The sequence below is a fragment of the Hoeflea marina genome, assembly GCF_003182275.1.
GTDB lineage: Bacteria > Pseudomonadota > Alphaproteobacteria > Rhizobiales > Rhizobiaceae > Hoeflea > Hoeflea marina.
Genome location: NZ_QGTR01000001.1, coordinates 119,837 through 132,601, shown reverse-complemented (window position 1 = coordinate 132,601; position 12,765 = coordinate 119,837). Strand labels below are relative to the sequence as shown.

The following is a 12,765-nucleotide window of genomic DNA, read 5'->3' as shown; positions in this document are numbered from 1 at the left end:
CACAGGCGAGGTCGGCGGAGATGTGCACCAGCAGGCCTGCCTTGGCAAGGGAGCGGGCTTTGCGGCATGCGGTCGCGGCGCCCGCCGGCCGTCAGGCCTTGCGCGGCGCGTCAAAGCCTTTATGTGGAGGTATCTTCACGCCGGAGCCGGAACCCGCCATGCCCATCAGACTGAAGAAGCTCATCGGCATGCTGCTGATCGTATCGCTGGTGGTGATCTATGCGCTGGTGGCCACGACGATCGCCACCTACCGGCTCTCGGACCAGCCCTGGTATGTCCATCTGCTGTATTTCTTCTTCTCCGGCCTGCTCTGGGTGGTGCCGGCGATGCTGATCATCCGCTGGATGGCGGGACCGAGGGCGCCCGCCGAGGACGGAGAGCTTTAACCAATCATTTGCCCTGCCGGGCGATTTCATCCGGGCAAACGCCGCCAAGTGGCCGTGGTGACGGATTGTTTGCCGATTGGGCCTAAGACGTCCGGGTGCCATCAAACCGGATGCAGCCATGATTCACGTCCACGACAGCTTTGCCGCCCCTCTCCTGTCGGCCCGCCCGCCGGCGACCGTGACGGCCGGCTGCGCCTCGAACCGGATTTCGCTCACCGCCAGGCTCATCGACAGCTTCGCCGAAGCCGAGCCGATGTGGCGCGAGATCGAAGCCGGGGCACAGGCCTCCGTGCACCAGAGTTATGACTGGTGCCTGGCGTGGAGCCGGTCGACACATGTGCGGACGGCGCTGGTGGCCATCGAACTCGACGGACGCCCGGCCGCGCTGTTTCCGTTCGAGATCGTTCGTCGGGGCGGCATCCGCGTCGCACGCTTCATCGGCTCGTCGCAGAGCAACGTCAATTCCGGGCTGTTCTCGGCCGAGTTCCTGTCACGCGCCGATCCACGGCTGATGGACATGCTCGTCGCGGCACTTCGCGCCGTGCGGCTGCCCGCCGATGTCGTCGCGCTGGAGAGGATGCGGTCCGGTTGCGGCGACTGGGTGCAGCCCTTCGCGCTGATGCCGAAAGTCATCAACCAGAATTCGAGCTTCCAGCTGCCGCTGTTCCCGCGTTTCGAGGATGTGCTGGCCCAGCTCAACGCCAAGCGCCGGCGCAAGAAGTTCCGTGTTTCAGAGCGCCGGCTCGAGCCTGTCGGCGGCTATCGCCACATGATCGCCTCCACCACCGAAGAGGGGCAGGCGCTGCTTGCGGAGTTCTTCCGGCAGAAGGCGACTCGGCTGTCGGAGCGCGGGTTGCCGGATGTGTTCGGCGACGGTGAACTCAAGGCGTTCTTCGAGGATCTGACACGCGTTCCGGAGTCCGGCACCAAGCCTATTCTGGAAATGCACGGCGTCGTGCTCGGAGGCGAGAACGAAGGCCGGGTGATCGCCATCGCCGCGCTGACGGAGAAGGACGGGCATGTCATCTGCCAGTTCGGCTCCATCGACGCCGAGATCGCGGCCGACGCCAGCGCCGGCGAACTGCTGTTCTATCTGATGATCCAGCGGGCGTCGCTTGCCGGCTGCCACGTGTTCGATTTCGGCATCGGCGACCAGCCCTACAAGCGCTCCTGGTGCACGGTGGAATCGCTGCATTTCGACAGTTTCATCGCGCTCAACCTGCGCGGCCGGCTGGCGGCGGCCGGGCTTTCCAATCTCGTCCGGGCCAAGCGCCTCATCAAGACCTCGCCCGCGCTGCACCGGATCGCCGCCCGCCTGCGCATCATCGGCAGGCCGCATGCGGCGGCGCCCGACGCGGTCGCCGACGACTGAGCGCCCTCAGGCGACGGAGCGTCGGCCCGTGTCAGGTCCACCGGGACCCGTCGCCGAGCTCATCAGCAGCAGATCCGTGAAGCCCTGATCGTGGAAATCGGCGACCACGCCGAGAAGCGTGTCCTCGTCAGGACGGACGACCGAGAGAATGATCTCTGTGCCTTCGACGCGGGCGATGCGGGCGACGCTCGCCGCATCGGCGGGGCCGCATTCGACAATGACCAGATCATAGGTATCCGTGAGCGCGTTCAGGATCATCGGCAGACGCTCGATGGCGCGCATGGCGCGGCGGCCATTGGCGTTGCCGCGCGGAATGATCTGCGCCTCAGAAAGACGGTCGCCATGAATGGCATCCGCGATCGAGATCTCGCCGCAGAGCAGGTCGGTCAAACCGGGAAGGCGCGGCGATTCCGCCATCAGGTCGGTCGGGCAGCCGGAGCCGGTGAGGTCGATGAGCAGGATGCGGGCGCCCTCGCCGGCGACCGTGCGCGCCAGCATGACCGCCGTGGCGGAGCCCTCATCGCCTTCCGGCGACACGCAGATTGCCAGCGCCGTCTCGTCGGCGAGCAGCTGATCGGCCACCGCCTCCACCGTGAAATCGGCGCCGTCAGGCACACCGGACGCAGGCGCAGGGCTGACCTCGGGCGAGGCCGCCGACAGCAGACTGGCCTTGATCGTGTGCCGGGAATCCTGTGCCGGGCGGCGCGCGGCAGCCGGGACGGCGGCGGCGACCGGGGCAGCCAGTGGGACCGTAGCCGCTGCTTCCGCATGGAGACGGGCGTCGCCGGCGGGCTCGGCAGCGGCGGCTGCAGGAGCGATCTCCGGGTCCGGGAAGCGCTCAACGACAGGCGCGGCGACAGGCGCGGCGGCATGCCGGCGCAGCGTTCCCAGCTCGGCATCGGCTGCGGCATCGAAATCGGCGTCGTCGGCCAGATTACCGACCGGCCTCAACGCACGGCCGCTGAACAGTTCGCTCAGCATCACCCAAATCGAACTCAGCAACAGCGCGGCGAGTGCGGCGACGATGATGATCGGAACGGTCTTCGGATAGTAGGATTCGGAGGCCGGCACCGCCTGGGAGATGACCCGTGCATCCGCCGGGGTCGAGCGCGGCTCGGACCGGGAGGCGGATTCGCGGTAGCGGGCGAGATAGGTCTCGAGCAGGTCGCGCTGCGAGGCTGCATCGCGTTCGAGCGACCGCAGCTGCACCGTCTCCTCGCCCTCGCGCGCCGAGCCGGCCTTGAGCGAATTGATCTGCGAGACCAGTTCCTCCTCGCGCAGGGCGCCGAGCTTGGCGTTGTTTTCCAAGCCGGAGAGCACCTTGCGGGTTTCGGCGAGCACCTGCCGCTCGATGTCGGCAAGCTGGGCACGCAGCGCCCTCATGCGCGGGTGGTTGTCGAGCAGGGTGGTCGACAAGTCCGCCAGCTGCGAGCGGATGTTGCCTTCCGTCTCGCGCAGCCGCTGCACCAGCGGCGAGCCGAGCACATCGCTGATGGCGTCGATCGAGCCGCCGCGCTCCAGCGTGTTGCGCACCGCGCGGGCGCGGGCGTCGGCGTCGGCGGCCTCGGCGCGGACCCGGCTCAGCTCGGTGGAAATGTCTGAGAGCTGCTTGGCCGAGATTGTGTCCTTCTCGTTGACCAACAGCAACCCCTTCTCGGAGCGGTAGGCGGCCACCTTTTCCTCGGCCTCGCGCACCTTGAGCCTGAGCCGGGCGATTTCCGGCTCCAGCCAGGCGCTGGCGTCGGAATTGTTCTCCACCTTGGCGCCCGCATTGAAGGCGAGATAGGTTTCGGCAAGCGCATTGGGAACGGCCGCTGCAAGGCCCGCGTCGCGGGAGCTGAACTCGATAACGATGACGCGCGACTGCGGCACCGCATAGACCTCGAGCTTGCGGGTGAATTCCTTCAGCACCCTTTCGCTGGCGGGCACTTCCAGCGGATCCTTCTTCAGGCCGAGCAGCACCAGGGCATCGCCGATGGCGGACGGGCTGGCGGCGGGGTCGAATTCGGGACGCGAGGCCAGATCCAGCCGGGTCGCCACGTCCTTGAGCAGGTCGGTGGATCGGAGCACCTCCACCTGGCTGGTGACGGAGCGCTCGTCAAAGGCCGTATCGGTCGGGCGGGCCTGGTTCTGGTCGCGCGAATAGACCGGCTCGCGCGCCTCGATGAGAATGCGCGTTTCAGATTTGTAAAGCGGATGGATGAGTCCGGTGACGGCGAAGGCAAGCCCCGCCGCCAGGACCGTCGCGAGGGCGATGCCGCGCTTGCGGATCCAGATCGCGCTCACCAGGTGACCCAGATCGATGTCCACATCCGCTTGATTGACGTTTGCACCCGACATGCCATTCACTCCACACATTCTTGCAGGCGGGAGTCTAAACGAACATGGTAACCCAAGCGTTAAACCCGTTTTCACCTCCCGTTAAGACTTGCGGGCATGAGAGCATTGGCTTCCCGCAGGCCGCGAAATGTTTCGACGGCCGCAGCGTTTTTGCCGGCGGTTTTACCAGCCGTTAACCCTAATGGATCGATAACAGGCCTGTTCGCGGCATTTTCATCGTGGAGCGGGAAACGCATGACATCCGGCAAATTCAAGTTCAGCACGATTCTGGCCGCGGCCATGACCACGGTCATGCTGGCCGGCTGCTCCGGCTATCATCCGGCACCCCGGGCCTTCCACGAAGCGGTGACCAAGCCCTACCGGCTCGATGCCGGCGACAGGCTTCGCATCACGGTCTTCGAGCAGGCCGGCCTGACGAGCACCTATACGGTCGACCAGGCCGGCTACATCGCCTTCCCGCTGATCGGCTCGGTTCCCGCCCGCGGCCAGACCGTGCAGGAACTCGAGGGCCAGATCGCCGCCCAGCTGCGCAAGGGCTACCTGCGCGACCCCGATGTCAGCATCGAGATCGACCGTTACCGGTCCTTCTTCATCATGGGCGAAGTGGGCCAGTCGGGGCAATACACCTATGTGGCCGGCATGACGGTGCAGAACGCCATCGCCATTGCCGGCGGTTACTCGCCCCGCGCAAACCAGCGCAATGTCGACATCACCCGCACGATCAACGGCAAGAGCATGACGGGCCGGGTGACGATCTCCGATCCGATCCTTGCCGGCGACACGATCTACGTGCGCGAACGGCTTTTCTGATCCCATGGAGGATGGCCGTCGCCTGCGCATCCTGCACTGCTTCCGCTCGCCCGTCGGCGGAATCTTCCGCCATGTCCGGGACCTGGCCGAGGCGCATTCCGGCGCCGGGCACGAGGTGGGAATCCTGTGCGATTCGATCACCGGCGGCAGCTTCGAGGACAAGCTGTTCGATTCCATCCGGCCCTATCTGTCGCTCGGACTTCACCGGCTGGCGATCAAACGCTCCGTCGGACCGGCCGACATCGCGACGGCTATGAAGACCTACAAGGAAATCAAGGAATTGCAGCCCGATGTGTTGCACGGACACGGCGCCAAGGGCGGCGCCTATGTCCGGCTCATCGGCTCACGCTTACGGGTATCCCAGTCTCGCGTTGCCCGTTTCTATTCCCCCCATGGGGGCAGCCTGCACTACACGCGCGCCACCGCGCGGGGCCAGGCCTATTTCGCCATCGAACGTTTTCTGGAGCGCTGGACCGACAGTCTGGTCTTCGTGTCCGATTACGAAAGGCGGGTCTATGCCGAGAAGATCGGCGTGCCGACATGCGCCTCCCGGCTCATCTACAACGGCCTTAGGGCCGAGGAATTCGACCCGGTGGGGGCCAACGGGGAGGCCGCCGACTTTCTCTACATCGGCATGATGCGCGACCTCAAGGGACCCGATGTGTTCATCGCCGCCTTCCGCCGCGCCGAACAGATCGCCGGCCGCCCGCTGAGCGCGGTGATGGTGGGCGACGGCGACGACAAACCGCGCTATCAGGCGCGCATCGACAAGCTGGGACTGGACCGGCGCATCACCATGCACGACGCCATGCCGGCGCGGGCGGCCTTCGCGCTCGCGCGCCATGTCGTGGTGCCTTCGCGGGCGGAATCCATGCCCTATATCGTTCTCGAGGCGATCGCTGCGGGAAAGCCGCTGATTGCCACCGATGTCGGCGGCATTCCCGAGATCATGGGCGCCGGCTCGGCGGCGCTGGTCGAGCCCGGCAATGCCGAGGCGCTGGCAGTGGCGATGGCGCGCAGCCTCGCCGAACCGGCATGGCTGGCCGCGGCAATGCCCGACCGCGAGGATTTCCGTCACCGGTTTTCGGTCACGACCATGGCCCGGGAGATGCTCACGCTCTACCGCGAGTCCCTGTCCGGGGCACCGGCGGCTGCCGCCGCAGCGTCCGCGTCAAGCCTTTCTTAGAACTAAGCTGCTATTCCGGGAGGGAGATTTCCCGGGAGTCCGCACCTTGAACAAGCACGACCGCACCGACCGTTTCGATCCCGAGGTGTTGCGCAAGGCGATGAGCAGCATCACCGTCACGCCGCGCAGCGACGGCTCGCCGGTGCGCAAGCCCGGCGAGATGACCGAGATCAACCGCGTCGCCCGCCAGACCGCAAACCGCCTTTCCCAGGAAAGCTACTCGCCGACGATGATCATCGGGCTGCTCAGGCTGATCGAGTTCGTCGGCCTGATGATCGTCGGCGTCGTGCTCTACATGCTCTATGTCGGCTTCCGCACCGACATGGCGCTGGTCCACTACGGCCCGGCGATCCTGCTCGGCGCCACCACGGCCGTGCTGCTGATGCAGATCGCCGACGGCTACCAGGTCCCTGCCCTGCGCAACGCGCTGGGCACGCTGCCGAAGATCCTGACGGCCTGGACGGCCGCCTTCGCGCTGATGGCGGTCGCAGGCTTCTTCCTGCAGTACGGCATCCAGTTCTCGCGCGTCTGGTTCGCCGCCTGGTATGCCGCCGGCATCGCCTTCCTCGTGCTCAACCGCAATTTCATCGCCTTTGCCATCCGCCGCTGGGCCCGCAACGGCATCATGGAGCGCCGCGCCGTCATCGTCGGCGGCGGCGAACCGGCCAAGGCCCTCATCCGCTCCATCGAGCAGCAGAGCGACAACGACATCCGCATCTGCGGCATCTTCGACGACCGGGACGAACGCCGCTCGCCGCCGATGGTGGCAGGCTACCCGAAACTCGGCAATGTCGACGACCTGGTGACCTTCGCGCGGCTGGCGCGCATCGACATGCTGATCATCGCGCTGCCGCTCAATGCCGAGAACCGGGTGCTCGAACTGCTCAAGAAGCTGTGGATCCTGCCGCTCGACATCCGGCTGGCGGCCCACGCCAACAAGCTTCGTTTCCGGCCGCGCTCCTACTCCTATGTCGGTTCGGTGCCGATGCTCGACATCTTCGACCGTCCGATCACCGACTGGGATTCGGTGGCAAAGCGCGGCTTCGACATCCTCTTCAGCCTGCTCGCCGTGGCCGTGCTGTGGCCGGTGATGATCGCCACGGCCATCGCCATCAAGCTCGATTCCAAGGGCCCGGTGATCTTCAAGCAGAAGCGCCACGGCTTCAACAACGAGGTTGTCGAGGTGTTCAAGTTCCGCTCGATGTACACCGAGGCCAGCGACCCGGCGGCGAAGAAGGTGGTCACCAAGGGTGACCCGCGGGTGACCAAGGTCGGCCGCTTCATCCGCAAGACCTCGATCGACGAGCTGCCGCAGTTCTTCAACGTGCTGCGCGGCGACCTGTCGCTGGTCGGACCCCGCCCGCACGCGGTGGTGGCCATCACCCAGGACAAGCTGTTCGCCGAGGTGGTGGACGGCTATTTCGCGCGCCACCGGGTCAAGCCCGGCGTCACCGGCTGGGCCCAGATCAACGGCTGGCGCGGCGAGATCGACAATGACGACAAGATCAAGCAGCGCACCGCCTGCGACCTCTACTACATCGAGAACTGGTCGCTGCTGTTCGACCTGAAGATCCTGCTGCTCACCCCGATCCGGCTGCTCAACACGGAAAACGCCTATTGACCAGCGCCGCCCTCCCCGCATCCGGGCCGAGCCGGGCCGCAGCGCAGCGGTCCCGCATCGCCGTGCCGCAGCGCGCGGCCCTGGGGCTGCTCGCCTCGTTCTGCGTCGGCCTCGGCGTGTTCCTGTCCGGCTTCGTCATTCGCGAACCTGCACCCTACGAGATCTACATGGCCGCCCTCATCGGCCTCTGGGCGCTGTTCGGGCTGAGGCTGTCGCGCCACATCGCCCCGCTGATCGTGCTCTTTGTCGTCTTCAACATCGGCGGCATGATCTCGATCCTGACCATGGCAGACACCCGGGACACGCCGATGTACATCGCCGTGTCGCTGTTCCTGGCGTTCACGGCGATGTTCTACGCCGCCATCATCGAGGCCGAGCCGCGGCGGCTGAGGCTGATCTTCCGCGCCTGGGTGCTGGCGGCCGTGATCACCGCGCTGTTCGGGATTCTCGGCTACTTCCATGCCATCCCCGGCGGCGAGATGTTCACCCGCTATGACCGGGCCATGGGCGTCTTCCAGGACCCCAACGTCTTCGGCCCCTTCCTGGTGCTGCCGTCGATCTACCTCATGCACGGGCTGCTCACCGGCACGCTGAGGGCCGCGCCGCTGCGCGCCGTCGGGCTGATGGTGCTGACGCTCGGCGTCTTCCTGTCGTTCTCGCGTGCGGCCTGGGGCCTGTTCGGGGTCTCGATGATCCTCATGGTGTTTGCCCTGCTGCTCAAGGAGCGCAGCGGCGCCTTCCGGCTGAAGATCCTGATCATGACGCTGATCGGCATCGCGCTGCTGATTGCCGCGGTGATCATCGCCATGCAGTTCGACCAGGTGTCGGACCTGTTCAGCAACCGCGCCCGGCTGGTGCAGGACTATGACGGCGAGCGGCTCGGCCGCTTCGAGCGCCACAAGATCGGCTTTCTCATGGCGATGGAGCATCCGCTCGGCATCGGCCCGCTGGAATTCGGCCTGCTGTGGGGCGAGGACACCCACAACATCTGGCTCAAGGCGCTGATGGACTATGGCTGGCTCGGCTTCGTGAGCTATGTGGTGCTGATCAACTGGACGTTTGTGCAGGGCTTCCGCTACATGCTGCGCGACCGGCCCTGGCAGCCCTATCTGATGATGGCGCTGATCGTGCTCGCCGGCCACACGCTGATCGGCAATGTCATCGACACCGATCACTGGCGGCATTTCTATCTGCTGATGGGAATCGTCTGGGGCTGCATCGCCCTGGAAATGCGCTGGCAGCAGGCCTTGAGGGGCGAGACACGTCGCGCACCTGCGGCGAAGGTCGGCTGAGCGGCCGATCGCGCTTCGGTCCGGCCGCGCACGAGAACCAGCCCGCGCACCGGAGCCGGCACGCCAAGACCGCCGGGCCGAGACCGGTGGGGCTTCTTTCAAAAATTGGATAATGGTCGGAGCGGCCGGATTCGAACCGACGACCCCTAGTCCCCCAGACTAGTGCGCTACCGGGCTGCGCTACGCTCCGACTGGAAGAGGCTCTAGATCATCAGGCTTTTGCGCGCAAGTCCTCGCCGGTCAGATTGTCGAAAAAGCATCGACACCGCGGGCGATCCGACCCCCTCGGGCTCCGCCGCCTCGCCCAGCGAGCCCGGGGCCCGGTTTTTACAAACGTGCAGGTCAGGTCACGCTTGCGCGCCTGCCCCGCTTGACTGACCGGTCCGGCCCGGCACACCATCGGCATCGACAAGGCAGCCGGGATCACCCCCGGCTGCCTTCTCATGTCACTTGGCGCGAGCCTGCTTGTTGGCGGATCCCTCGGCGAGCTTGGTGAGGTCGCTGTCGGTCTGGGATTCCTCCTGCAGCGTGGCATCGAGCAGCTTGGCCGCGTCGGTCATGCCGAGCTCCGTCGCCCAGCGCTTCAGCGTGCCATAGCGGGTGATCTCATAGTGCTCGACCGCCTGGGCGGAAGAGATCAGACCCGCATCCAGCGCCGGCGAGCCCTTGAATTCGTCCATGATCTCCTCGCCTTCCGAGATGATGCCCTCGATCGCGTCGCAGGTCTTGCCGCGGGCCGGCTTGCCCATCAGTTCGAAGACCTGCTGCAGCCGCTCGATCTGGCCCTCGGTCTGGGCGTGGTGCTTGTCGAAGGCCGCTTTGAGACCTTCGGAATTGGCCGCGCGCTTCATCTTCGGCAGCGTCTTGAGGATCTTGCGTTCGGCATAGTAGATGTCCTTGAGGGTGTCGTGAAACAGGTCCTCGAGCGTCTTTTCCTTGGCCATCAGGTGGCTCCCTTCTTTCTGTCCGATCACCGGTTTGTGACCGTGGACATAACTCGGACCCTGCCGCTAGGTTCCGCCAAAAACGGTTGCGTTCCATCAGATTACAACTTGCTTCTAAAGGAATCCGCGGACCATCCCCGTCATGGCGGCGTCGGGTACGGGGACTAGAACCGCCAGGCAACAAGGGAGTTGGAAGAGAGACGATCACGACACTTCGGAGGAAACCATGGAAAAGAAGTCTCCCAAGCCCGCCCCCGCCGGCACGTCCGAACAGTCCCCCCGCTGGGAAGGGCCGCCGGAAACCCGCCCCAGCGGCTATCTGCCCGCGGAGGACAATCCGGCAACCAACCCTGACGCCGCAGGCGAAACGCTCGACGATCCAGACCGCAGCAGTCTCAAGGACGCGGGCAAGACCGGGAAGCGCAAGCCATGAGCACGAAGAAGCAGGCGACACCGGCTCCTGACGCCATCCGCAAGGACGCCAAAGGCCAGTTCAAGCAGTCGGACAAAGGCAGCCACAACAGCGGGGTTTCCAGCGCCAAGCCGCGGGTCATCACCGGCCATGACGACGCCACTTCGCAGAAGCCGTCCGGCGAGGACTGGAAGATCCACCGCGACGAAGGCGAAGCCAATGAAGGTGAATTCCACGGCTGAACGCCCTCCCCGCCGGACGGAGGGGCGAGGCCGTCAGGATGTCAGGCGGACCCGAACAATGCCCTTCCTGATGTCCCTGAAGATGTCGGAGAGATCCTGGCGCGAGGGGGCATCGAAATAGTGGTTACTGCCGCTTGCACAGTTGGCGAGCATGGCGGCCGTGCTGACGTCGGGCTCCTCCAGCCGGATCGAGTAGATCTCGATGCCATCGGCCTTGGCCTTGCCGCACGCGGCTTCCGTCCGGTCGTTGAGCGCGTCATTGGTCTGCGACGCGTTTGCCGAGATCATGCCGTCGAGGCGGCCATCGACCAGGTAGCCGAAACTGGAATAGCCCGAACCCAAGTCATTGGGCAGGTTGCCGAATGAATTGGCACCGTCGGTGACGAAGATCATGATCTTCTGCGTAGCTGCATCGGACTTTGCCGCGCCTTCGCTGAACGGCGGGCGTTTGGACAGGACGCGCCATCCCCACATCACGCCCTCGAGCGTGTTGGTGGAGCCGTTGGCGCTGAGCCCCTTCACCACGGTGCTGATCCGCGCGAAATCCGAGGTCAGCGGCACCAGCGGCTTGGTCTCGCAGCCGTAGCCGGGCCCCCTGGCATCGGACTCGTTGGCATAGAACCTGGAAGCGGAATCGTCGACCTTCACCTTCTTCCATTTCGACGTATGGGCGAGAGTGTCTTCCAGGTTCTTCGGCTTGACGTATGTTTCGGTCGCGCCATAGCGGACGAGCTGGCTTTCCCTTCCGGCCGCCGTCGCCTTCTTGCCGTTGGCCGGCCGGCCCGCATCGGGCAGGTAGGAGTTCGGATACCTGCCCTTGTCATCCGGCTCGTCGATGGCAAATGTCGGGGTGAACAAGGTGGCCGGATCGCCGGGGTCGGGCACCGTGTCATCGGTATCGTGGGCACCGCTGGAGCTGGCCTGCCGGGTCTCCACGCATCCCGGCCATGGCTTGCCGAGATGCCGGTACATGGCAAACCGGCTCAGGCCATCCGGGAGGTCGACCTGCGGAAGCGCGATTCTTGCATCCTGGTCGAGCCACTCCGCGCCCGGGTGCGTAACCTTGCCCGCGCCGTTGATCGTGGGCGCATGGTCCGGACCGACATTGACGAAGGTGGCATAGGGAACGACGGCAAACCGGATCTGATCCTTTCCCAACTCCAGCGAGGCCATGTCTGCGACCAGCCCCAGGGCAGCATCCTGCAGCGAGACCAGCTTGCCGCCAGCCATGGAGCCGGTGGTGTCGAGAACAAAGGCGATCTCTTATCTGGTCGATGCGTAGGTGGCCGTGGCCACGGCGCCGACCGGCATCGTCTTCGATCCGATGAAGCCGCCAAACATCAAGGGCTGCTCCGCGTTTGCCCGGACGGTCACATCGTCGCCGACGAGCTTGACCTCGACATCGAAGGCCCGGCCGTCGGCGAAGTTGCCGGCAACCGTGTCGATGGCGATATCGAGCGCCGCCTCCTCGCTGATCCGGCCCTCGCGGGCGACGGCCAGGGCTGCGGCATCAACGGCATTCTGCAGCGAGGTCCGGTGGACGCTCAGCCCGATATAGTCGACCGCGAGGCCGCCTGCGAGCAACATGGGAAGCGACAGGACGGCAAAGGAGAGGCCGATATTGCCCGCTCGGTCTTTGAGGAATGACTTTGCCATGTGGTTTGCGCACCGCTCCATTGCACCGTCCCGGACGTGCACGGATAGAGCAGGAACATCTCGATTGGCCTAACGCCTATCCTAAAATATGACCATCGATTGCCGGGCGCCGCTTGCCGATGACGCACGGACAGCGGAAGGAGTGGCGGGGAGCGCCGCGCGCAAAAAAACCGGGCAGGTGCGCCCGTGAACGGGGGCGTCAACCCTGCACCTGCCCGGCAACCGCTGGTCGTTAGGCTTCCCCGGCGGTTTTCGAATTCAGAAGGACGACGTTGTCGCTCCGTTCCGAAAATGCGAGTTTCATCTTCAGGCGCAGCAACGCCTCAAGACCTGTTTCCTTTCCCGTGGCGGGTTCCTTGCCCTCCCAGTCGAGCGCCGTCTGCAGCACCGCCATGTTGATGACCTGGCTCAGATCGGCGAGATTGAGCCGCTCAGCCTCCTGCCGGCAATTGACAAGGGTTCGGATGATCCATGCGAAGGCTTCCGCCTGACCGTTCGGCATTG

General features: G+C 65.3%; 13 protein-coding genes and 1 tRNA gene. 8 read left to right on the top strand and 6 right to left on the bottom strand.

Translation table 11 applies throughout. The features are described from left to right. Positions 1–158: 158 nt before the first annotated feature. Positions 159–386: a DUF2842 domain-containing protein gene (locus DFR52_RS00690; protein WP_110030019.1), complete on the top strand. Its 228-nt coding sequence runs from the start codon at positions 159–161 to the stop codon at positions 384–386. A 118-nt stretch (positions 387–504) separates the two neighbouring features. Then, positions 505–1,758, top strand: a complete 1,254-nt coding sequence (locus tag DFR52_RS00685) for a GNAT family N-acetyltransferase (protein WP_110030018.1) — start codon at positions 505–507, stop codon at positions 1,756–1,758. Between the two features lie 6 nt (positions 1,759–1,764). On the opposite strand, the gene DFR52_RS00680 is transcribed toward DFR52_RS00685, so the two are convergent. Next, positions 1,765–4,098, bottom strand: a complete 2,334-nt coding sequence (locus tag DFR52_RS00680; RefSeq protein ID WP_110030017.1) for an exopolysaccharide transport family protein — start codon at positions 4,096–4,098, stop codon at positions 1,765–1,767. 279 nt (positions 4,099–4,377) lie between these two features. Here DFR52_RS00680 and DFR52_RS00675 point away from each other — a divergent pair, with 279 nt between their 5' ends. Genes DFR52_RS00675 through DFR52_RS00660 form a run of 4 tightly spaced genes read left to right on the top strand, consistent with a single transcriptional unit; the run spans position 4,378 to position 9,007 of the window. After that, positions 4,378–4,908 (top strand): polysaccharide biosynthesis/export family protein, encoded by a 531-nt coding sequence (locus DFR52_RS00675; RefSeq protein ID WP_425351140.1) that lies wholly within the window; start codon positions 4,378–4,380, stop codon positions 4,906–4,908. 4 nt (positions 4,909–4,912) lie between these two features. Then, positions 4,913–6,094, top strand: coding sequence for a glycosyltransferase family 4 protein (locus DFR52_RS00670; RefSeq protein WP_110030015.1), 1,182 nt, complete (start codon positions 4,913–4,915; stop codon positions 6,092–6,094). Between the two features lie 46 nt (positions 6,095–6,140). Continuing rightward, positions 6,141–7,715, top strand: coding sequence for an undecaprenyl-phosphate glucose phosphotransferase (locus DFR52_RS00665; RefSeq protein ID WP_170132197.1), 1,575 nt, complete (start codon positions 6,141–6,143; stop codon positions 7,713–7,715). Then, the gene (locus tag DFR52_RS00660; RefSeq protein WP_425351122.1) at positions 7,712–9,007 is read left to right on the top strand and encodes an O-antigen ligase family protein; all 1,296 of its coding nucleotides are present in this window, start codon (positions 7,712–7,714) and stop codon (positions 9,005–9,007) included. The genes DFR52_RS00665 and DFR52_RS00660 overlap by 4 nt, the downstream gene beginning before the upstream one ends. Positions 9,008–9,120: 113 nt before the next feature. Here the strand turns inward: DFR52_RS00660 and DFR52_RS00655 are convergent. Both DFR52_RS00655 and DFR52_RS00650 read right to left on the bottom strand, forming a co-directional pair. After that, a tRNA-Pro gene (locus DFR52_RS00655) sits at positions 9,121–9,197 on the bottom strand. Between the two features lie 256 nt (positions 9,198–9,453). Next, positions 9,454–9,951: a YciE/YciF ferroxidase family protein gene (locus tag DFR52_RS00650; RefSeq protein ID WP_110030014.1), complete on the bottom strand. Its 498-nt coding sequence runs from the start codon at positions 9,949–9,951 to the stop codon at positions 9,454–9,456. Between the two features lie 226 nt (positions 9,952–10,177). Here DFR52_RS00650 and DFR52_RS00645 point away from each other — a divergent pair, with 226 nt between their 5' ends. Beyond that, a complete protein-coding gene (locus DFR52_RS00645) occupies positions 10,178–10,384 on the top strand; it encodes a hypothetical protein (protein WP_110030013.1) in 207 nt (68 codons plus the stop codon). Next, a complete protein-coding gene (locus DFR52_RS00640; RefSeq protein WP_110030012.1) occupies positions 10,381–10,605 on the top strand; it encodes a hypothetical protein in 225 nt (74 codons plus the stop codon). Before DFR52_RS00645 ends, DFR52_RS00640 begins: the two co-directional genes overlap by 4 nt. A 33-nt stretch (positions 10,606–10,638) precedes the next feature. Here DFR52_RS00640 and DFR52_RS00635 read toward each other — a convergent pair whose 3' ends face one another. The 3 genes from DFR52_RS00635 to DFR52_RS00625 form a co-directional block, all read right to left on the bottom strand. After that, the gene (locus tag DFR52_RS00635) at positions 10,639–11,835 is read right to left on the bottom strand and encodes a vWA domain-containing protein (protein ID WP_110030011.1); all 1,197 of its coding nucleotides are present in this window, start codon (positions 11,833–11,835) and stop codon (positions 10,639–10,641) included. A gap of 33 nt (positions 11,836–11,868) precedes the next feature. After that, entirely contained in the window at positions 11,869–12,261 is a 393-nt protein-coding gene (locus tag DFR52_RS00630; RefSeq protein WP_158284818.1) for a pilus assembly protein TadG-related protein, read from the bottom strand. A 232-nt stretch (positions 12,262–12,493) separates the two neighbouring features. After that, positions 12,494–12,763: a hypothetical protein gene (locus tag DFR52_RS00625; protein WP_110030009.1), complete on the bottom strand. Its 270-nt coding sequence runs from the start codon at positions 12,761–12,763 to the stop codon at positions 12,494–12,496. Positions 12,764–12,765: the final 2 nt, after the last annotated feature.